The organism is Methylotuvimicrobium sp. KM1 (assembly GCF_044788715.1).
Taxonomy (GTDB): domain Bacteria; phylum Pseudomonadota; class Gammaproteobacteria; order Methylococcales; family Methylomonadaceae; genus Methylotuvimicrobium.
The window spans coordinates 1,471,043-1,494,840 of sequence record NZ_CP173170.1 but is presented as its reverse complement, the minus strand read 5'-3'; the positions used below and the strand labels follow the sequence as shown (position 1 = coordinate 1,494,840).

The window sequence follows — 23,798 nt, the reverse complement described above, 5'->3', positions numbered from 1 at the left end:
TTTTATACATAAAAATAACCAAACCAACACATTCAATTAACCTTGTTGAACTATTTTGTTTTTCAATGCCTTTTGAACGGTTTTATGACTTGCTCTACACTTATGCCTCCAACGCACAACTCCCGTTACAAACAACAATGGACAAAGTAACCCTGACATGCATACCAATATACGTCCAGTCATTCCGAATGCTTGACCGGAGTGCAACGGCCATTGCCAATGACTTAGCACCTCGCCAGCCGATCCAATAGTCGGATCATCAATATCCAGAATTTCGCCGCTGTAGCGGTCTATGACTATGCAACGGCGATGCAAGAGACTGCCAGCTTGTTTAACACCGTCCTTACAAACGGTAAAGGTCGAATCAGGTTTCGTCGCACCGTAAATAACTTGCAAACGTCCGCTTGGATACACGTGTTCAGCGATTTCTGCAGCATCGGCCATCCCCAAAGATGCTAAGTTGGTGTTTGGATTGGAATGAAACCAATAGCGATAAGTCGCTGGCGAAAATAATTCAACCACTGGCACCACGTATTTCGGCTCAGTAATGTAGATGCCGGAAAACAACACCGGCAACAATACTGCGGTCGAATAAATACCACTGGTTTTATGCAGGTCGAAAGTTAAACGTTCGGCGCTGGCCTTGCGCTTAATGGTCAAAGCTTGACGCCATTTACCGGTTAAAGGCCACCAGACGATCAGTCCGGTCAATACCGAAATAATCGTCAATGCGCTAATGACGCTAACTGCCAGCTCACCGTATTCACCCAGAAGCAGCGAATAATGCAGGATAAAAATAAAATCGATAAACGTTGTTGGAAAGAGTTGATGACTAGACCAACGTAAACGTTTACCTATCACCTCAGCAGTGTACGGATCGACCGATACCTCCCAAAATTCGGTGGCGCCATGGGCAATCGGAACGGCATAACGAATCCTGCACGCGGCTTCGGCATTCTGCGGATAGTGCATATGCGCTTGTTTAGCTTCTCCAGGCATCTCAGGGACACTGGCGGCAATAATATCAACCAATGGTTTATAAGTGGCATCCGCGAACGGTGGTTTAACCGTCAATAATTCCGGTGCCAGCCATTCGTCGATTTCGGGATAAAACGCCAGGATGCTGCCGGTTAAGCCGATCACGGCAATAAATGTACCGAAAAGCAAACCGAGCCAAAGATGAATGCTTAACCAGAGTTTTCGACGGCGCTTTAGCCGAGCCAAGCGGATTTCGCTAAGTATTGTTGTCGAAGTCATTGTGAGAATTTAGGGGCTTCTTCCCCCATCAAAATCCAGAAGTTGTGGGAATGATTATGCAAATCAGACTAAAAGCACCGCAAGTTGGGTCAGGCTGTAGCCGTTACCCAACCCGCCATTCCTGCTAAAAACGATATTCAACACCACCAATCACTGAACGAGTGCCACCCGGATTGAATGCTGGCACATCAACACCACCAGCATTACCTCTTACCCAAACCGAAGCAGCATAATGTTCGTTAGTCAAATTACGCGCATCAATAAACAGATTCCAATGTTTGCCGTCGTCCCAACCGGCACGAGCACCCAGTAATGCATAAGGTTTAGCAGCCAAAGTATTGGAAAAATCCACCCAATTGGAGCTGACAATTTGTGCATTCGGTCCGATATAAAAACCGCTGGGGTGTTTATAAAGCGCTTCTAATCTAGCGTTATGCTCTGGTATTCCGGGGATTTGGTTATCACCTAGATTCTGATCGTTATCAAAACGAAAGTTATTCCAGGTATAGTTGCCGCTAAGACGCAGTTCATCGCCGGTTGTAACAAGGTTTAAAGATAAGTTAGACTCCAATCCGAGCTCAACACCCGTGTGTAAAGTAGTGCTATCCGCATTTGTCGCGGTAAAGGCGCTACGATCAGTTGGACTGCTAACGATCAAATACTCGTTATTAACCCAAGCGTGATAAAACGCCAAATCCCATTTAAGTCTATCAGTTTGTCCTCGTGTGCCGATTTCCACCGTACTAGCGGTTTGGATGTCTCTGGAAGGCTTTAAAAACACATTGGCCAAGTCTGCCAATGGAGGTGGTTCCGAGCTGCGGCTCAAGTTGCCGTAAAGCTGGGCTTCCTCGGTGGCTTGCCAAGTGAATCCCAATTTGGGATTAGGGACGAAAAAGTCTTGATCGGCTTGATTGCTGGGTCTGGCCGCGCTGGCCACGAAACCTTCATAGCGTTCATAATCGACTTTACGATAATTCAGCTGGAGGCCAGCGACCAATGTGAACGTATCGGTCAGGCTAAGTTGATCTTCCAAATAGCCTTCCACGTTGAGCCATTCGTCACGCTCCGCATTTAACAACTGACCACGCTGGCGATTAACCGTAGTAAAGTTTTTATCATCGATGAACATCCACTGCATCAGCCCGCCCCAAACCACCCGGTTTTTCAAGCCCAATAGATCGCCATTGATTTCGTGCCGCCAGTTGAATCCTGTGTCTTGCCAAATATCTTCCGGGGTGGCGCGAATCCATTGAAAGTTAAATTTTTTATACCCGTAATAAGCGCCCACTTCGAAGGAGTCGCCATTGTCCATCTGTATTGAATGCTTCAAATCCACCCGATACAACGGAAAGTCATTTGGAAATGCCCAGTTAGGTCCAAACAAACTCTGAGTGTTTTGTTGCGGATTGTCCTTAACTTGCTGTTTTGTTAAGGGATCCAACCCAGTGAAATTGTGTTTTTGAATGTCGAAATACAAACGAGTTTCGTGATTTTCGTTCCAACGGTAACCAACATTACCGTGGCCATAGAACTGTTCCTGTTTATTGTTATCACGGGTGGTGTCGGTGCTTAGATAGGAGAACGATCCGTAAACATCGAAACCGTTGTCGAACACTTTGCCAACGCTAAACGTTGGATTGACGTAATCATAAGTACCCCATTTCATACCAACTCGCATGCCTTCGGCTGTGTAGCCGGTGGGGGTTATCAGATTGATTGCTCCTCCGAGATTGCTGCCACCATATTCAAGCGCATTGGCTCCCCGGTACACCTCGACGTGGTCAATGGCATACAAGTTGAACGTTTCAGTATCGAAAGCACCATTTGCACTGGTAAAAGGCATGCCGTTACGGAGTATTTTCAGTCCGCGAATAGGGGAAATAATCGAATTGGCGTCGGAGCCGCGAATGGAGATGCGCGATCCACCTGTCGATCCTGTGGTGGAATTACCTACATAGACACCCGGCGCGTTGGTAAATACGTCATTCACCGACAACACCGCGCCCTCTTTTATTCGTTTACCATCAATTACCGTTGTTCCACCTGGAACACGATTTAGCTTGGCTTTGGAATCTGCCATTGAAGGCGTGGTCAGGCTGGGACTTTCTCCCGAAGCAGTGCCAACGACAGTCATAGGTTTTAATGTGATCTCGCCGGTATTTAACTCTTTCGGTGCCTCGATTAGCCTTACCGTATCGTTGTCTGCGTATTGATAAGTATAATTGGAACCCGCCAATAACTTCTGTAATGCCTGATCCGGAGTGTAGTCGCCTAAAACCGGCGACGACTTAATACCGGATACCATCCTTTGAGGGTAACTCATTTGAATACCTGTCGCTTCGGAATAGGCAAACAATGCCGAGGCCAAATCGTTAGCCTGAATATTAAAATGTATTTTCCGGGCTTTATCGGCCGATTGTGCAGGTATAACCTGAACTAATGTCCCCATAAAAACACACCCTACCAAACATTTTTTGATTGCACCGCCCAAAGCAAAACCGTCTTTTATGACAGCCCTTGCAGTATTCTTTTTTTTTCTCATGGTTCTACCTGTTTTATCGATCTTGAATTCATATAAAAATGAACACATTCCAGTATTTACATTTAGAAGACGATTTGCTCCGTAATTCTCCGCAGCACGATCAAATAATTCTTAGGCTGTTCAACGCTTCGTCATCAGGGCCAACCACAAAACCTTTTCTGATAAAGTAGTCTTGATAACGAGCCATAATGTTCCGATCCAACAACTCACACTCCACGTTCAATGCTGACAACGCCTTATGAGTTACTCGGCTGTCATATAAAGGCAGCCCATCCACTGGCAATTGCGCATCTTTATCATGGAATTGCTCGGCAAACATCGGCAATAGCGACGCTAACGCAAAGCCGTTAGGGTTAGAACGACCAAACTCCAACACTTTTTCCAACCAATCGCGATAGGGAATGCGCTGCAATCGGTAGCCCAGGCTTGTATAGAAATCCAGCCAATCATCGGAATAAGGCGGCTCGGGGTGATTCAAGTGAAAAATACTACCTACGGCATCGGTTTGTTGGGATAACGCAACTATCGCCCGGCTCATATAATCGACCGGCGCCATGTCGATGCGAATACGTTCACGCGGCGCGTAACCCATTTGTAAACAGCCTTTAATCAGGCGGCACCAAAAGTCACCGGTATTCCATGCCCCGCTACGGCTGTAGCCGGCGACAATTGCCGGCCTGTAAATGCTGACTTGAAAGCCTCGTTCCCTGGCCGCAACCACCAGTTTTTCAGCGACCCATTTGCTTTCTGCGTAACCGTTCGGCAAATTCCCATGCTGTTCAGGTTCGTCAGTTTCCTTATGGCCTGTTACGTGGCGCGGAGCTTCGCTAAACACCGAGAATGTCGACACATAATGAATGGCCTTGGGTCTGCCGCGACAGGCTAAACGCAATACTTCTTCGGTTCCCGTAACATTGGCGGCTTTCAATGTCTGGTAAGGCTGAACAAAATTCACCAGCGCACCGTTGTGGTAAATCACTTCGCTACGCTCGGCAATTTCCCGGTAGCGGCTCTCCGACAGTCCAAAATTCGGCTCGGCCAAGTTACCGCACACGGTAATAACTCGGCTAAAATCGACGCGTTCGGTCAATTCATACAGTCCGACTTGCTGTTGCAGGCGAACCATGGCCTGCCGTTCGTCGCGCGCCCTGACCAGACAATAAATGTCCGCTTGGCTATGCTTCAGCAGATCGGCTAATAAAAATACGCCCAGAAAACCGGTAGCACCTGTCAAAAATATCGTTCGCGCGGCGGCGACATCGATAACTTTTGTCGCTAGCGGCACGATAGCGGGATCCAGCACGGCTTCGGCGTCGAAATCTATTGTTTGCCCGATTTCCCCATCGATCAAACGAGCTTGGGCAGCAATCGTCGGTTCAGTCAAAAATACGTTGAACGCAACCGTAGCCGCTAACCGTTTTTGCACAAGAAAGTACAGTTGCGTCGCCAACAAGGAATGTCCGCCCAACTCAAAAAAATTGTCTTCGATGCCGACTTGTTCCAGGCCCAAGATTTCTTGCCAGATTTCGGACAGAATTGTTTCGGTCTGGGAGTCTGGGGCGATGTACTGTTTACAACCCTGTTCGCTAACACCGGGAGGCATCAATCGTTTCCTGTCCAATTTGCCATTCGCGCTGAGCGGCATCTCGTCAAGCAATACGAAAGCGCTTGGCACCATATAATCCGGCAGAACGTCTTTTAGCCGGGCCTTCAAACTGTCGATTTGTGTCGTGCCGGTTTCGCTTTCCACCAGATAGGCCACCAAGCGCTTGTCATTGGGTTGATCTTCCCGTGCCAGCACCACGGCTTCCTTAATGCTTGGATACGCCAGCAATTGCGCTTCGATTTCGCCCAATTCTATGCGGAAACCCCGAATTTTGACTTGGTGGTCGATGCGGCCCAAATAGTCGATGTTGCCATCGAAGCGGTAGCGCACAAGATCACCTGTTTTGTACAACCGCTCGCCAGCTGGCCCAAATGGATTGGGAATGAACTTATCCGCCGTCAAATCAGGACGATTCAAGTAGCCGCGGCCTAGACCGATGCCGGTAATGTGCAGTTCTCCTGGCGTACCGACCGGCACTGGATTCAAGTATCGATCGAGAATATAGAGACTTATGTTAGCGATCGGCAGGCCTATCGGTATCGCCATTTCGATGTGGCCGGGTGCGCAGGACCAATGGCTTACGTCGACCGAGGCTTCGGTAGGGCCATAAAGGTTGTGCAGCGCAACGGGCAGTTTTTGCTGAAAGCGCGCGACCAAATCGGCCGGTAGGGCTTCGCCGCTACAGATCACACGAGATAGTGATGTGCAGTTTTCCACACCCGGCGTCTCGATAAAGACTTGCAGCATCGAAGGCACGAAATGGACAGTGGTGATGCGTTCACTACGGATCATATCGACTAGGGCGGAACTGTCTTTATGCAGCTCTGGCTTGGCGATCACTAAGCGGGCACCGGTCATCAACGGCCAGAAAAACTCCCAGACCGACACGTCGAAACTGTACGGAGTCTTTTGTAATATCCTATCGGCTTGATCAAGTCCGTATTGCTGCTGCATCCATTGCAACCTGTTCAGTATGCCTTGATGCGGAACACCGGCTCCTTTTGGTTGGCCGGTTGAACCGGAGGTATAGATGCAGTAGACCAGATTTTCCGGCATCAGCGGAATATCGGGATTGGCATCGCAAAATTTTGCCACAATGCACCATTCGCTATCCAGACACAAAACAGTCGCCGTGGAAGCTTCGAGTTTTCTCCGGCAAGCTTCTTGGGTCAACACAATTGGCGCGCTGACATCGTGCAGCATGAATTCCAGCCGGTCTTGCGGATAATCGGGATCGAGCGGCACATAAGCGCCGCCGGCCTTCAATATCGCCAACAGGCCGATCACCATCTCCAACGAACGTTCGACGCAAATGCCTACCAACACATCCGGCCCGACGCCGTTGGATTGCAGATAATGGGCCAACTGATTGGCTTTGGCGTTCAGTTCAGCATAGCTCAAGACCTGTTTTTCAAAACCTAACGCAACCGCGTCCGGCGTTTTTTTCACCTGCGCTTCAAACAACTGATGGATACAACGATCCTTGGGATAATCAACGTTGGTGGCATTCCAGTCATGTAGGATTTGTTGCCGCTCGTCCGGCGTCAGCGTCGGCAGTTCGCATAGACGCGACTCGGGCTGTTCGGCAAACGCGGTCAGCAGTTGCCGCAGATGCGCCAGCATCGCTACGACGGTTTTGGCAGCAAAACGAGCCATGTCGTGACTGATCTCCAGCTTCAACCGACTGCCGGGGAAGATGGACAGCATGAGCGGATAGTTGTTGGGATCGACTCCGCCGACCTCATCGATTCGTATTGGGCCGCCGACCTCCGTCAAGGCTTTGTCGATAGGGTAATTTTCGAACACCAACAGGGTATCGAACAAATTTTGGCCTCGGGGAAGCTCCGACCAGCTTTGAATCTTCGCCAACGAGGCATATTCGTAGCGGCGCATGTCCTGGTTTTGTTCAAACAAGGCTTGCAGCCAATCGCTCACACGGGATTCCGGTCGCAACTGCAAGCGCATCGGCAAGCTGTTGATGAACAGGCCGACCATGTCTTCAACATTGGCCAATTCCGCCGGACGCCCTGAAACGGTGACGCCGAATACGACGTCGCCGCTGTCGCCGTAACGGCTGAGCAGCAGCCCCCAGGCGGCCTGTGTTAAGGTGTTCAAGGTCAATTGCCGCCGTTTGACGAAGCGTTGCAGAGCTAGGGTCTCGGCTTCTGACAGCAGTAGGGTTTGTTTGCCGCTGTCCGAGGTTTCACCCAAGTAGCTTAGTGCTTGGTCAGAGCCGAGTGCGAGTGGTTCGGTAAATCCGGCCAACGCTATCCGCCAGTAGTTTTCAGCTGCGACCATATCCTGTTGTTGCAGCCAAACGATGTAATCTCGATAGGGCTTCACCGTCGGCAGGCGTGGCGTGTCGCCTCGTTGCAAGGCCTGATAGGCGGTAAATACGTCGTTGATCAGCAAGGGTGCGCTCCAGCCGTCCAGTAATACATGATGGTAGCTCCATAGAAAGTAATGTGTGTCGCTGGAGCGTCGCACTAAGGCCAGACGCATTAAGGGCGAGCGGCTAAAGTCAAAACCCTTGGCGTGATCCTCGGCTAGGAACTGTTGCCAACGCTGCTGTTGTTGATCCGTCGGTATGCCGCGCCAGTCGTGTTCGCTGATCGGCAACTGGGCTTGCTTGTCGGTGATTTGCAACGGTTGTTCCCGGTCTTTGAAGTAAAACCAGGTGCGCAGCACCGGGTGACGTTCCAACAGTTGCCGCCAAGCCTGCAGGAACAAGGCGAGGTTTAGTTTGCCGCGCAATCGGCAAGCCAATTGGATGCAGTAAACACTGGATTCAGGCGCATACAGGCTGTGGAATATCAGGCCGTGCTGCAATGGTGCCAGTGGGTAAATATCCTCAATCTGTCGGGGCTTTAAGGCCATCGAGTCCAGTTCGGTTTGCGACAGGGTTGCCAATGGAAAGTCGGACGGGGTGTAGCCACCGACATCCGCTTGTGCGCAGTGGGCAATCAAATTTTTCAGCTGTCGCAGGTAGTGCCCGGTCAATGTTTCCAGTGTGGTATGGCGATAGCGTTCTCGACTATAGCGCCAACTCAACCGTAGACAGCCGTCGCTGATGCTGCCGATTATGTCCAGTTCATGAGCTCGCTTGTCGGCTGGGTCGTGGCTGACACCCGCCGATTGAAGGTTTGGTTCGCACGGTTCTCCAGCGCTCACGGCGGTGTCGAATTGGCCCAGATAGTTGAAGATAATCTGGGCCTGAGGCAGGGCCGCCAATTGTATTTTCAGCGCTTCATCGGAAGAGAGATAACGCAGCCAGCCGTAAGCAATACCTTTGACAGGCACTGCGCGCAGTTGTTCTTTAACAGCTTTTAATGCCCCGCTCGGAGAACAATCATCCGTCAGCGTCAGCAGCACTGGATAGACGCTGGAAAACCAGCCGACGGTACGCGATACGTCCAGATCGATGGCGAGGTCTTCCCGGCCGTGACCTTCCATGTCAATTAACAGCGTTGTCGATTGCGTCCAATCGCGCAGGGTTAAGGCTAGCGCTGTTAGTAGTACCTCGTCTATCCGAGTTCGATAGGCAAGCGGCACCTCTTGCAACAAAGTCCGGGTTTCCGCGGCGCTCAGAGATACGACGATTTCATCCTCAAGGCCGATATGGTTGCCACCGCTCTCGTTGTCTATCGGCAGTACCGGCACACTGTTGCGGCTCGGGTTCAGCCAATACGAAGCATCTGGCGTGGAGTCGTCTGTGTTCGCCAGTTGCCGCATCCGCTCAGCCCATTGTTTAAACGATGTGGTCTTGGCAGGCAGGGATACGGTTTGCCCCGCCATGAGTTGCCTACAGGCGCTGTTCAGGTCTTCCAGCAAGATCCGCCAGGAGACGCCGTCGACTACCAGATGGTGAATCGCGATCAATACCCGGCTGTCTCGCTCGCCGCCAAAGTCGAACCAGGCCGCGCGCAGCAACGGACCCTCTGTTAAATGCAGCGTTGCTTGTTTGATTGATGCTTCCGCCTGTAACCGTTCGGTTTGCCGCTCCACCGGGACGCCGGATAAATCGATACGTTCGAAGATGGGCTGCCTCTCCTTTGCTAAATTAGTTTGTAGCCATCCGTTGTCCCCGTAGCCAAAGCGCATTCTGAGCGCATCATGATGGTTCAGCAGTTGTTTGAGGGCTGTCTCAAAAACGCCCGGCGCCAAACCGGGTTTGATCGTCAACAATAAAGCCTGATTCCAGTGATGGGGATTGCTCAGATTTTGTTCGAAAAACCAGTGCTGAATCGGCGTCAATGGCACATTACCGGACACTAGCCCTTGTTCGGTCGTTAGCTGCTGAATCTGTTCGGCGGCCACTGCCAAAGCGCTTAAGGTTTGATTCTGAAACAGCTGTTTCGGTGTGATCACGACACCGGTCTGTCGTGCGCGGCTGACGACCTGAATGCTCAGTATCGAATCGCCGCCCAGTTCGAAAAAGTTGTCGTGCCGCCCGACGTGCTTGATTGCCAGCAAATCGCACCAAATATCGGCCAGAATCCTTTCAACTGGGTTTTGCGGTTTCTGATAGTGTTGCGTTGGTATCCTACTCATATCCGGTTGCGGCAAACGCTTGCGATCTAGTTTGCCGTTGGCACTGAGCGGCATGCTGTCCAGCATCACAAAGGCCGTGGGGATCATGTAGTCCGGCAGTACTTCCTTGAGTCGGGCTTTGCACTGATCGATGTTGACAGCATGTTCAGTAGTAGCTACCAGATAGGCTACCAACCGTTTGTTGCCGGGTTGGTCTTCACGGGCAATGACCACCGCCTCGTTTATTTCAGGCGCTTCGATCAATCTAGCCTCGATTTCGCCCAACTCGATTCGGAAGCCGCGAATTTTCACCTGATCATCGACGCGGCCTAAAAACTCTACGTTGCCGTTCGGCCGGTAACGCGCCAAGTCGCCGGTTTTATACAGCCTGCCGCCGTCAGCTTGGAAAGGGTCCGGGATGAACTTGTCCGCCGTCAAGTCGGGACGCCGCCAATAGCCGCGCCCCACGCCCGCGCCGCCGATATGCAGTTCGCCCCGCACTCCGGTAGGTACGGGGCTGCCGATACGATCAAGGATATAAAGCCGAACGTTGTCAATCGGCCGGCCTATCGATAATGGTCTGTCCAGATCATTTGGGCTTGCCGGGTAAACGCTGCTCCAGACCGTAGCTTCGGTTGGACCGTATTCGTTGTATAGCCGCACATCTGGCAATATCGCGTAGTGCTGTTTAACGACTTCGGTTGGACATGCTTCTCCGGCGACAATGGCCGTCTTTAGGGTTTTTAGCTGGGCTCCTGCTTGGTTCAATAGTAAGGCATAGAAGGACGGCAGCGCCAGCAGATGCGATACCCGGCGATTGACGATGATTTCAGCCAATGCTGCCGGATCCTTGGTGGCGGCATCCGTCGGCAAACACAGACATCCTCCTTGCCCCAGTGTCCAGAATAATCCGGCCACGGAACTGTCGAAAGCAAATGAAGATAACAGCAGATAAGCAGTTACTGGTTCCCGATAGCTTGCCAACCGTGCGTTGGTCGAATGTACGGCGTTGCGGTGCGAGATTGTCACGCCTTTGGGTTGCCCGGTCGAACCCGAAGTGTAGATAATGTAGGCCAAATCGAGCGGGTGGCTGCACAGCACCGGATTGTCCGCCGGACACCGCGTAATATCGGACCAATCGCTGTCCAGATAAATGGTCTCCGCCGCGCGATGCCACAGTCGCTGTTGGGTCAGCAGCACGGCTATTTGCGCATCGTGCAACATATAGGCAATGCGCTCTTCCGGGTAGAGAGGGTCAAGCGGTACATAAGCGCCGCCGGCCTTCAATATGCCCAACATGCCGACCGCCATCTCCAGCGAGCGTTCGACGCAAAGGCCGACCGGCACATCCGGTCCGATGCCCTTGGAACGCAGATAATGGGCCACGTGGTTGGCTCTGGCGTTCAGCTCGGCATAGCTTAAGGTTTGTCCAGCAAATGCAATCGCATCCGCATCCGGCGTTTTTTTAGCTTGCGCTTCGAATAATGCATGCAAACTTTGTCTATCAGCGTAAGCGACGGCGGTGGCGTTAAAATCGAACAATATTTGCCTGCGTTCGGCTTCAGGCATAATGTCGATAGCGTTTGCCAACTGCCGCGGATTTTGTTCCAGTGCCGTCACCAAGCCTCTCATGGCGGTACGCAGATACTCCGCAATCCGTGCCGGATCGATCTCGCTAATGCATTGTACGGTCAAGCTGAAATCTCGGCCCAAATCATCGACCGACAACGTCAACGGATAATTGCTGCGTTCCTCGCTGCTGATCACGCGCATGCCGTCCCATTCCAGCAACGCGGATTGATCCGTTGCGGTAATCATGTTCGAGTGCCGGTAATTTAGCAACGCGGTAAACAGCGGCATTGAGGCGGGCACGGCGCTGCACCGTTGAGCTAGCGCAAGCGAAGCTTGTTCATGCATCAGCAATTCGTTCAAGTTGTGGTGCGTGATATCGATTATTTCCTGCACCGTCCGTCCGCCCAACGAAACCCGTATCGGCAAGGTGTTGATGAACATGCCCACCGCCCTATCAGCCCCTGTAATACCACCTTGCAAGCGACCGAATAGCACGGTGCCGAACACCACGTCGTTGCGACCGCAGCTCTGACTTATCACTAACGACCATGCCAAGTGAAATAAGGCGGCCGGCGTCACGCTGTGTTGTCGCGCACTGTTGCGGATGCGTTGCGCCAATTCCGGCTCCAACGGCAAAACAGCTTCGACGACTTGTCTGCCGTCACCTTGTACATTAAGCAAACCGAACGGCGCGGTCGGTTCGTCGATGTCGCCGAGTTGCCTGCGGAAATAATCCTCATGATCCGCTGGGGAATCGGTCTGCATTTGAGCGATGAAATTTCGAAACGGCTGTATGGGAGGCAGTTGGTCGGTTAGGCCGTTAAGCAACTGCCGGATTTCCGATAAAATAAGCCGCAACGTATGGTGATCATTCACTAAATGATGATTCAACATTGCAAACCAATATTGCTCCGATTGGCTATTCTTGATCGCAAAGCCTGCCAGCAACGGCGCTTTCTGCAAATCCATCCTGAGCTGCCGAGGCTCGGTGCGTTCCAGCAAACACTGGTGTATCTTGTCTTGCTCGACCGGCTCCAGTTCCTCAACCGGCAAAACTGCGCGGCGATGCACTACCTGAACCGGCTGCGGCAAACCGTTCCAGCGTACCGAACTGCGCAAGATGTCGTGCCTGTCGATTACTGTCTGCAATGCGCCTAAGAAGGCATCCAGACGCGCGCGGTTATCGAATACGATGATCGAGCGAGTGATGTACGGATCGCCCTGGGTTTCCAGCAAATGATGAAACAGTATGCCTTCCTGCAACGGCGCCAACGGGTAAATATCCTGAATACCGGCTGCGCCCTCCGCGACGCCATCGACGATCAGGTCTATCTCGTTCTGGGTCAGGCTGACCAGCGGCAGCATGTCCGGGGTTATTTTCGCCCCCTCTGGTTTTGCCGTTACCCAACCATCCTTGAGAGCGGCCAGCAAATCCTGCTTATGGGTTTTCAGTTTGGACATCAACGCCTGATCCATCGCGCCTTGCGGTGAGCGGATGACCAATTCTCCGTCCAGTTCGCTGACGACGATATTTTTTTCCTGCATCGCTGCAAAAACTTCCTGCAAACTCATAACCGAAACTCCTCAAAATGTGGCGTGTTTAACGACTGCCCGAAATGCTCGGGTATCAAATTGGGTGGTATTTCAAAAGCCGGGCTATTGTTCTGGCTATCGGCTATCGCTGCCGCCAGCGCGGACAGCGTCGGATAGGCGAAGACCGCCCTCGGCTCCAATGTCCAACCTTCGCGGCGCAGGCGCTCGATCAGCGTTAGCGCCATCAGCGAATGGCCGCCCAATTCGAAGAAATGGTCGTTGCGACCGATGCGTTCCAATTCCAGCAGTTCCCGCCAGATGCAGGCCAACGCGTTTTCTATCGGGCCTTGCGGCGCTTCGTAGCGATGTGCGACCACCGCATCCACGTCCGGCTTTGGCAATGCGGCGCGATCCACTTTGCCATTGGCGCTCAGCGGTAACACAGGCAAAACGACAAAGGCGTTAGGCCGCATGTAATCGGGCAAGGTCTTGGCCAATTCGGCGCGTAGCCCGGCAATCGACAGTTCGCTGCCGCCGTCTTGAGTCAAATACGCCACCAGCCGCTTATCGCCATGCCCTTCTTCGCGGGCGATAACAACGGCTTCCCGCACACCGGCATAAGCGCTAAGCCGGCTTTCAATCTCGCCCAATTCGATTCGAAAGCCGCGAATCTTGATCTGAAAGTCGTCACGGCCCAAATAGTCGATGTTGCTATCCGGACGATAACGTACCAGATCGCCGGTTTTGTATAGCCGGCTACCGATCGGGCCGAACGGATCTGGGATGAATTTTTCGGCGGTTAGCCCTGGACGGTTCAGGTAGCCGCGGCCTAGGCCGATGCCGGCGATGTGCAATTCGCCTGGGGTACCGACCGGTACCGGGTTAAGATTTCGGTCCAGAATGTAGAGGCGAATGTTGGCGATCGGTCGGCCGATCGGGATAGCGTATTCATGACAATCCGCCTGGCAGCCCCAGTAGCTGACGTCCACCGAGGCTTCGGTCGGACCATAGAGGTTGTGCAGTTCGGCCGGCAGTTTTTGTTGGAAGCGTTGAACCAGGTCGGCCGGTAAGGCTTCGCCGCTGCAGATGACTTGTTTCAAGCTCAGGCACTGTTCGACGTCCGGCGTTTCGACGAAGAACTGTAGCATTGAGGGCACGAAGTGGAGCGTGGTAATCCTTTCTCGGCGGATCAATTCGATCAGGCCATGGCTGTCTTTGTGCAGTTCGGGCGCGGCGACCACCAAGCGGGCGCCGGCCAGCAGCGGCCAGAAGAATTCCCAGATCGAGACGTCGAAGCTGTACGGTGTTTTCTGCAGCACGGTATCGCTGGCGTCCAAGCTATACTCGGTCTGCATCCACTGCAAACGGTTCAGAATACCCTGATGCGGCACGCCAGCGCCCTTGGGGTGGCCTGTGGAGCCGGAAGTGTAGATACAGTAGGCGAGGTTAGACAGTTGAAGAGCCGGACAGGGATTGCGTGTCGGGTAGTTCTCGACTTTCGTCCAGTCGCTGTCCAGGTTCAAAACTTGTGCAGTGTTGAAGTTGAGATTGCTGTATTTAGCTTGGCTCAATACTACCGACGGCGCAACGTCATTCAGCATGAATGCCAAGCGTTCCTTAGGATGCCCCGGATCGAGCGGCACATAAGCCCCGCCGGCCTTCAAGATGCCCAGCAAGCCGACCACCATCTCCAACGACCGCTCAAGACAAATGCCGACCAACACGTCCGGACCCACGCCGCGTTCGATCAGATAATGCGCCAGCTGGTTGGCGTTGGCGTTCAGTTCGGCGTAGGTTAGGCTTTGACTCTCGAACGTCAGCGCGATGGCGTCCGGCGTTTTCTCGACTTGCGCTTCGAACAGTTGGTGGATGCAACGGTCTTGCGGGTAATCAACTCCGGTCGCGTTCCAGTCGACTAGGATTTGCCGTTGCTGATCCGCTGTGAGAGTCGGTAGGTTAGCCAGTTTGGTTTGCGGCTGCTCGCTAAAGCAGGTCAGCAGTTGCCGCAGGTGGGCCAACATCTTGACTACCGTATCCGGGGCGAAACGGTGGCTGTCGTGGTTTATCTCCAGCTGTAGCCGCTCGCCGGGGAATACGGTTAGCGTCAGCGGGTAGTTGGTCGGATCAATGGCTGTCACTTCGTCGATCTTGAGCGGGCCGCCAATGTCCAGCAACGCTTGATCTATCGGGTAGTTTTCGAAGACCAGCAGACTGTCGAACAAGGTTTGGCCGCGGCTTATGTCCGACCAGGCTTGGATTTGCGCCAGCGGGGCATATTCGTAGCGGCGCAATTCCCGGTTTTGTTCGAACAGGTTTTGTAGCCAGTCGCCGATGTGGGTTTGCGGGTTAAGCCGGACCCGCATCGGCAGGGTGTTGATAAACAGGCCGATTTGGTTTTCGATGCCGGGCAGCTCAGCCGGCCGGCCGGAGACGGTGATGCCGAAAACGACGTCAGTGTTGCCGCTGTAGTGACTCAGCATCAGGCCCCAGGCGGCTTGCGCCAGCGTGTTGAGGGTAAGGTGCCGGCGTTTGGCAAACTGTTGCAGGCCGATGCTTTCTTCTTTCGTCAGCTGCAGGCTGTGTTTTTGGCTTGCGGCCACAATGCTCGTGTCACCCGGCGCGCGGTCGGCGCCCAGTATCGTCGCGGCTTCGAAGCCGGCCAGCGCCTGCCGCCAGTAGCATTCTGCAGCAGCCATGTCTTGGCGTTGCAGCCAGGCAATGTAGTCGCGGTAGGGGTTGACAGTAGGTAAGTTGGGGCGCTCATTGCGCTGCAACGCGTGATAAGTGCTAAAGACTTCCCTTATCAGCAACGGCATGCTCCAGCCGTCCAGCAAGACGTGGTGGTAACTCCACAGGAGGTAATGTAGGTCGTCTTTGGCGCATGCCAGATGTAAACGCATCAGTGGTGCTTTATCGAAATCGAAGCCCTGGGCTTGATCGGATTGTTGCAGTTGCTGCCAACGCGGATTTCGTTCGGCTTCCGGCAGGTTGCGCCAGTCGTGCTCAATGATCGGGAGCCGGGCTCTTTTGTCGACGAGTTGCAGCGGCTGTTCCAGGCCTTGGGTCAGGAAGCGGGTACGCAGAATGGCGTGGCGTTCCAGCAGCTGCCGCCAAGCTTGCTGGAAAACGGCGGTATCCAAGCGGCCGGTCAAACGGCAGGCCAGCTGGATGCGGTAGACATTAGCGTCCGGTTCGTACAGGCTATGGAATATCAACCCCTGTTGTAGCGACGCCGGCGGATAGATATCGTCGACTTGCCGCGGCGGCAGGTTCAAGGCATCGATCTGGGCTTGGCTTAAAGTGGCCAAAGGGAAATCGGAGGGGGTGTAACCACCGGTGCCGGTTTGGCTGCAATGGCCGATCAAGGCTTGCAGGTGTTTTAGGTAGCGATTGGCCAGCGTTTCCAGGGTGTCGCGGCGATAGCGTTCGCGGCTGTAGCGCCAGCTGAGTTGCAGGCAGCTGTTCAGAATGCTGCCGACCACCTCCAGTTCGTGACTACGTTTTCCCGTCGGATCACGACTAAGACCGGTGGTTTCGGTGCTGGGAATGAAAAGCGGCTCTTGGCCCTGTGCGGTGTCCAGCTGACCCAGATAGTTGAATAGTATCCGGGCCGGCGGTTGGTCGGCCAGGGCTTGGCGGATTCGGGCGTCGGCCGACAGGTAGCGCAGCAGGCCGTAGCCGATGCCGTGCTCCGGTACCGCGCGGATTTGTTCTTTTACAGTTTTTAAGGCCTGCGCCAAATCATCGCCTTCAGGTAACGCCAACAGCAATGGATAGACATTGCTGAACCAGCCGACGGTGCGGGTGATATTCAGATCGTCGGCCAAGTGCTCGCGGCCGTGGCTTTCGCGGTCGATCAGCAGCAGGGTTTCGGTTGTGGCCGAATGCGCTAAAGCGTTGTCCGTCAGCCAGTCGCGCAAGGTCAGCGCCAATGCAGTCAACAACAGATCGTCGATTTGGGTGCGGTAAGCCGCCGGTACCTCTTGCAGCAAGCGCTGAGTTTGCTCGGCGTTTAGCGTCACGGTAATTTCGTCTTCCAGGCCGGCTTGGTTAGCGCCGTGCGGGTAATCGACCGTTAAGGTTGCTGCTTGAGCCCGCTGAGTCGCGAGCCAATAGTCCGGATTCATGTTTAGCGCGCCGTTCCGGGTAAGCTGACTCAAGCGTTCGGACCAGTATTTAAACGACGTGGTCTTAGCCGGCAGCGGCCGGTTTTGACCGGTTGGGTCTGGTCGGCACAGCGTTTCCAGATCCTCAAGCAAGATGCGCCAAGAGACACCATCCACCACCAAATGGTGGATGGTCATGAGAATACGATGATCTCCCTTTCCCAAGTCGAACCACGCGGTACGTAACAGAGGCCCTTGGCTTAAATTAAGCGCTGCTTGACGTGCCGTGGCTTCCGTCAGTAAACGTTCGAGTTGTTGTTCGCCTATAACGGCTGATAGGTCGATATACTCGAAAACCGTGTGCGTCTCTTCTGCAAGATTGGTTTGCCGCCATAGACCATCGTCTTCGCCAAAGCGCATCCGCAAGGCGTCGTGTTGAACTAATAATTTACGTACCGCAGCCGCGAACGCCGCCGGAGTCAGCTCGGATTTGACGTTGAGCATCAAAGCTTGATTCCAGTGGTGCGGGTTGTTTAAGCCTTGTTCGAAGAACCAATGCTGGATCGGCGTCAACGTGACATGGCCCGTGACCGGACCTTGTTCGGCAACGGCACGGCTGACCGTTTCGGCGACAAGCGCCAGTTCGGCAATCGTTGGGCGTTCGAACAGTTGCTTGGGGCTGATGACGATACCCGCTTGGCGGGCGCGGCTGACGACCTGGATGCTGAGGATGGAATCGCCGCCCAGTTCGAAAAAGTTGTCGTGCCGGCCGATGCGATCGATAGCCAACAGTTGTTGCCAGATTTCGACCAGGGTTTGCTCAGCTTCGTTGCGCGGAGCCACGTATTGATTGCTGTATTGCTCACCCCAATCCGGCGCCGGCAGGCGCTGCCTGTCCAACTTACCGTTGGCGGACAGCGGCATGGCATCCAGTACCACGAAGGCGCCGGGCACCATGTAGTCTGGTAAAGCCTGTTTCAGGTGGTCTTTCAGTTGGTTGACCGCCTCGTCGTGTTGATCGACGGCGGATTCACAGAGCACCAGATAAGCCACCAGTTTCTTATCGCCCGGTTGGTCTTCCCGCGCCAGGACCACGGCTTCCTTGACCTTATTATGGGCCAGCAGCCGTGTTTCGATTTCACCCAGCTCGATTCTGAAGCCTCGAATTTTGACTTGGTGATCGAGGCGTCCCAAAAATTCAATAGCGCCGTCGGGCCGATAGCGTGCCAAGTCGCCGGTTTTGTACAAACGGCCGCCGTCGGCATGGAAAGGATCGGGGATAAACCGGTCTGCGGTCAACTCGGCCCGTTGCAGGTAACCGCGCACTACGCCGGCACCGCCGATATACAATTCACCGGCCACGCCGATTGGCGATGGATTAAGGTGTCGATCCAGAATATAAAGACGGACATTGGCGATTGGCCGGCCGATCGATAACGGTTTATCCAGGTCATCCAAACCGGCGGGGTAGACGCTGCTCCAGACCGTGCCCTCGGTTGGCCCGTATTCGTTGTAGAGTTTGACGGCGGGTAAGACCTCGAAATGGCACCGGACTACATCGGTGGTGCAGGCTTCGCCGGCGACGATGACGGCTTTCAGGCTGGACAAAGGCGAGACCGGTTGCTCCAACAGCAGGCGGTACAACGAGGGAAGAGCCAACAGATGCGAGATGCCGTGGCGTTCGATCAAGGTCGCCAGCTCGGCTGGATCCTTGCCAGCGTCGTCGCGGGGCAAGCACAGGCAGCCGCCTTGGCTCAAGGTCCAGAAAATGCCGGCCACCGAGCTGTCGAAGGCGAATGATGACAGCAGCAGATAAGCCTCGATCGGATCGGGGTAAGCTTGGAAGCGAGCCAGGGTCGAATGAACCGCGTTGCCGTGACAGACTGCCACACCTTTCGGGCGACCGGTCGAGCCGGAGGTATAGATCAGATAGGCCAGATGCAAGGGATGCATGCTCATCGTCGGGGTCGTTGCCGGATACGCGGCAATGGCCGGCCCATCACGGTCTAGGTAGACGACTCTGCCTCGCGCCGTCATCAAGTCCGCAGGGTACGTATCGCGTACCTTGGTGCTGGAATCGGGGTTTGGCGTGGACAAGGTACGCGATGCGTACCCTACGGTTTGTTGGTCTTCCGCATTCTCCGCAAGTTCGGCGTCCAGCGCTTCGCGGGTTAGCAATAGCTTGACGCCGGCATCGGCCAATATCAACGCCCGCCGCTCGGCCGGATAGTTGGGATCGAGCGGTACATAAGCCCCTCCTGCCTTCAAGATGCCCAGTAAGCCGATCACCATGTGCAGCGAGCGTTCCAGGCAGATGCCGACCAGTACGTCCGGGCCTACGCCTCGTTCGATCAGATAATGCGCCAGTTGGTTGGCTTTCGTATTCAGCGCGGCATAAGTCAGGCTTTGCTCTTCGAAGATTAGCGCAATGGCGTCCGGAGTCTTCTCGGTTTGGGTTTCGAACAAGCGCTGTAAAGTAGGAATATCAGGATGAATGAATGCCGTGGAATTCCATACCATCTGCTGCCTGCGTTCCGGTACGGTTAGCAACGGCAGTTCGCTTAAAAGGCAGTCCGGATCGGCCAATACGCCATGCAATAAGCATTGAAAATGCCCCAGTAACCGGACTACGGTCATGCGCTGCAATGCATCACAGCGATACCGGAATGTGACTGAAAGCCCTTCTGCGGTTTCAGCGGCTAACATGGCTAAAGCGAATTCCTCGGCGGTATTGGGCAATTTACAAGTTTCGGCTTCGAAGCCGGCCCATTGCAGACTGATGCCGGCATTTCCGATTGCCAATGCGGCAGCCATTGGGTCGGAACCGTCTTGCAATGCGAAGAAAGTGCGGTAGAGTTCGAGCGAGCCTTGGCCCTGCTCGATTCGTAAATTTTCAATGATGCGTGTTTGCGGATAGTGCTGATGCTCCAATGCGCCGAGTACCACGGTATTGACGGCGCTTAGGTATTCGCGGAACCTTAAGCCGCCACCCGGCTTGCTCCGCAACGCAACGGGATTTACTAAGTAGCCCACCAGATCGGCAAAACGACTTAATGGGCGGCCAAGCGTTGGCGTCCCTACAATGAGATCGTTTTGAGAGCTGTATCTATACAGCAGTGTTTTGAATACGGTCAATAACAACGTATACAAGGTAACGTGTTGCTCAGCCGCTAAGTTTTTCAGCCGAATGAGCGTGTCAGCTGCTATCGACAGTCTTTCCATGCCGGCAGAACTTGCTTGCGTCGGTTCGGTGACGAAATAACCTGGCAACTCCAGCCTGGGCAATTCGCCTGCCAGTTGCTGGCGCCAATAATCCAGGTCTTGTTCGGCGGCTTCGCTATGCAGATAGTTCCGTTGCCAGGCGACGAATTCGGCATAGTCGGCTTTCGGCGGCGGTAGCTTGGCGGGCATGCCGTTTAGGTATGCCGCATAAAAGGTCTGCAATTCGGTTAGCAGTATTTGCAACGACCGAAAATCGACGATCAGGTGATGGGCGCAAAAAGCCAGGATATGATCGTCATCGCTGCAACTGAAAATTCCGCATCGCAGCAGCGGCCCGTGTTGCAGATCGAACGGTTTGTTGATAAAAACGTCTAGCGCCTTCATTCGCTGAACATAATCGCTACAAACAGTGCGTACCGGCGACGGTTCCAATCGTTCCAGCGGCAAGCTGATAGGACAATTATCGGCGCCTAGATCAAAGCCTCTGCATAATTGCGAATGACGCCGATACAATTCGGCCAGCGCGCGATCCAGCGCTGTGTAATCCAATTCCCCCCGTATTTGCAATGCGATCGGCATGTGATACAGTGGTTCTCCGCCGCTTTCTATTCTTGCCCGTGTCCACAACGCCTGTTGGTTGTAAGACATGGCGGTATTCGAGCTCTGGCCGTCTTTATTGATAAGAGACGGTGTCTCTTGGTCGACAGTCTTGGCCAAACTCAATGCTGTAAGTGCACTGTCAAACAGGGTGGTGTTGCCGAGTAAGCCGGTAATCGGCATATCCACCGCCAATAATTCGTCGATGAAATATTTCATTTCCACGGCTTTTAGCGAGTCCAAGCCCAGGCCGGCCAGAGTATGACTCGGTTCGATAGTGTCTTGGGCCACGCCGGATAACTCGGCCGCTTTGAGGGCAAGGTGTACCGCCAACAGATCAGTGGCATGGGTGCGGTTCATCGACAACAAAGCCTGACGTAATAACCGCCGTTCGTTAGTGCCTTTATCCACTTTCACCGGCGGCGGTGTTGTGTCGTCGGAAACTTGCAGCGCGTCGACGGCGATGCATTCAAAACCGTGTTGTAAATACAAATCCTTGCACGCATTACGACGCAGTTTGCCGCTACTGGTTTTTAAAACGGCACCCGGTTTAAGTAATACGATACGTTCGGCCTGGATTCCGCATTCTTCGGTCAAGCGGGCGCGAATAGCGGAGAATTCATTGCGGTAATCGCCTTGTCTGACTCGATTGCGCTTTAATTCGGCCAAGACGACCAATTTTTCGCCATCGCCTTCTTCAATGGCAAACGCTACCGTGGATGCCGGATTCAGTGCATCGGTAGCCGATTCGACGGCATATTCCAGGTCGTGCGGGTAATAATTACGACCGCGGACGATGATTAGATCTTTCAGCCGACCTGAAACGAATAATTCTCCATCGCTGATAAAGCCTAAATCACCGGTACGTAACCAGCGTTTGCCGCCGGCATCGTTCACAAAGGTCCTTTGGCTGGTTTCCGAATTTTTCCAATAACCTTGCGCGATACTCGGGCCGCTAAGCCAAATCTCTCCGATTCTGCCATCCGCATAGATTTCATTGTTATCGGGATCGACAATACGTAAGTCTTGTCCGGCATGGCTATCGGCAGCTCCGCAACCGACCAATTGTTTGGCATTCGGATGATTGTCTGCAACCGGTCGAGCAGTCCGGTCTTCCAAGGCGGCTCGATCGAACGCAGCTATTGTCAGCGGAGATTGTTTCGTACCTCCCGTTGCCAATAACGTGGCTTCTGCCAGACCGTAACAGGGATAGAACGCGCGGCTTTGAAATCCGCAGTCTGCAAAGGTCCGGCTGAATCGCTCCAATGTTTTAGGATTGACCGGCTCTGCACCGTTGAATGCCAATTGCCAACTACCGAGGTCAATAGCCTCCAGTTCATCGCGGCTTATTTTTCGAGCGCATAAATCGTAAGCAAAATTAGGACCGCCGCTGGTGTGCGCCCGGTAATCGCTAATCGCCTGAAGCCAGCGTAACGGTTTTTCCAAAAATGCCATCGGAGACATCAAAACGGCGCCGGCTCCGCAATACAGAGGCTGCATGACATTGCCGATCAGCCCCATGTCGTGATAAAGCGGCAGCCAACCGACTACCGTCGACCGTTCGTCGTGGCCGAATCGGCGTTGGATCAATTGCTGATTGGCCATCAAGTTGCCGTGGCTGATCATGACGCCCTTGGCGTTTCCGGTCGAGCCCGAGGTATATTGCAGAAAGGCTAGATCCTTTTCTTGCAATACCGGAGCTTGCCATAAGCCGGTATCGTGAGTTTCGAGGGTATCGGTTTGAACCCAGCGCCTATCTAACAAATTTTCCGTGGCGCCGGCAAATTGGCGAATGCTATTCGCCACTTGACCGGTAGTCAGAATGATTTTCGCCTTGCTGTCGTCAATGATGGCCTGCAACCTGGGCATATGCCGATTGTTGCTGGGCGGATAGGCTGGGACGGCAATGGTGCCGGAATACAGACAAGCATAAAACGCTACGATATAGTCCAGCCCGGGTGGATAGAGCAATACCGCTCGCTCGCCTCGCAGTTCCATTCGATGTAATTGAAAAGCCAATTGCCTAGCTTCTTGATTGAGTTCGCCGTAGGTCAGTGAACGAGGAGTTGGGGCGCCGAAATCCAGGAATGTATACGCGGTTCGGTGCGGATGGCATACAGCGCGGCGTTGTAATATATCTGCCAAGGATATTGCCCCGTCGAGTAATGGGGCATCGATAACGGAACTATCAAAATCAGGTCGATCGTTTAACACATACCCTCCGTACTCATAGAAGCTGATAACATGTATAAGCCGCGCGTATCGATTGGCGTTACCCGGTTGTCTCGACAACACACTGGCGATCTTCAAATCCATACCGATCGAATTCTTGTGCAGTCGTACTTACCACTCTTTCAGCTACAGCGGCGTTTTGTTTATTCGGGGTGATTGGTTGCCGATGAGCGCCGAGCTGGATAAACACGGCAACTCACCATTAAATGCGTACTTAAACGACTTATGTCGGTTTAATTAAATTGAAGACGATTAAGCGGAATATTTTCCTCATGGATGTGTTGCATCAGCAGCAACACGGAAATATTTTTATTTTTATGGAATGACAATTCTTGAGGTAGATAATAAACATCGAATACACTGAAAACGACGGGTGAAAACTACGTTCGGGATGAAAAAATTCCATTGAAATGGCTACTTGATGATGTTTTGGATGTCAACGCGGAGGTTTTACTAAAGAAATGGCGCGGAATATTCGGGGTAATGCTAAGCCGGTTCTTGGCTACTGCGGTACTAAAAGGTGGGTAGCAACTGCCTCTGGAATTCGCGTTAAGGGTTATGTTTGATATCTACCTTCAATCGGGTTCTGCCGTTCATCAAA

At 53.4% G+C, this 23,798-nt stretch carries 4 protein-coding genes; all 4 read right to left on the bottom strand.

Annotation, left to right across the window (positions count from 1 at the left end; all coding sequences use genetic code 11):
* Positions 1 to 36: 36 nt before the first annotated feature.
* On the bottom strand, positions 37 to 1,257 hold the full coding sequence (locus tag ACINK7_RS06370; RefSeq protein ID WP_404360473.1) for a PepSY-associated TM helix domain-containing protein: 1,221 nt from the start codon (positions 1,255 to 1,257) through the stop codon (positions 37 to 39).
* A gap of 124 nt (positions 1,258 to 1,381) precedes the next feature.
* Entirely contained in the window at positions 1,382 to 3,613 is a 2,232-nt protein-coding gene (locus ACINK7_RS06365) for a TonB-dependent receptor domain-containing protein (RefSeq protein ID WP_404360471.1), read from the bottom strand.
* A gap of 286 nt (positions 3,614 to 3,899) precedes the next feature.
* The gene (locus ACINK7_RS06360; RefSeq protein WP_404360470.1) at positions 3,900 to 13,079 is read right to left on the bottom strand and encodes an amino acid adenylation domain-containing protein; all 9,180 of its coding nucleotides are present in this window, start codon (positions 13,077 to 13,079) and stop codon (positions 3,900 to 3,902) included.
* Entirely contained in the window at positions 13,076 to 23,179 is a 10,104-nt protein-coding gene (locus ACINK7_RS06355) for an amino acid adenylation domain-containing protein (protein ID WP_404360469.1), read from the bottom strand. Before ACINK7_RS06355 ends, ACINK7_RS06360 begins: the two co-directional genes overlap by 4 nt.
* Between the last annotated feature and the right edge of the window lie 619 nt (positions 23,180 to 23,798).

What these genes read in the sequence shown, in the direction of transcription:
- ACINK7_RS06360 (WP_404360470.1), bottom strand. Translation starts at nt 13,079, where the DNA reads ATGAGTTTGCAGGAAGTTTTTGCAGCGATGCAGGAAAAAAATATCGTC.
- ACINK7_RS06370 (WP_404360473.1), bottom strand. Translation starts at nt 1,257, where the DNA reads ATGACTTCGACAACAATACTTAGCGAAATCCGCTTGGCTCGGCTAAAG.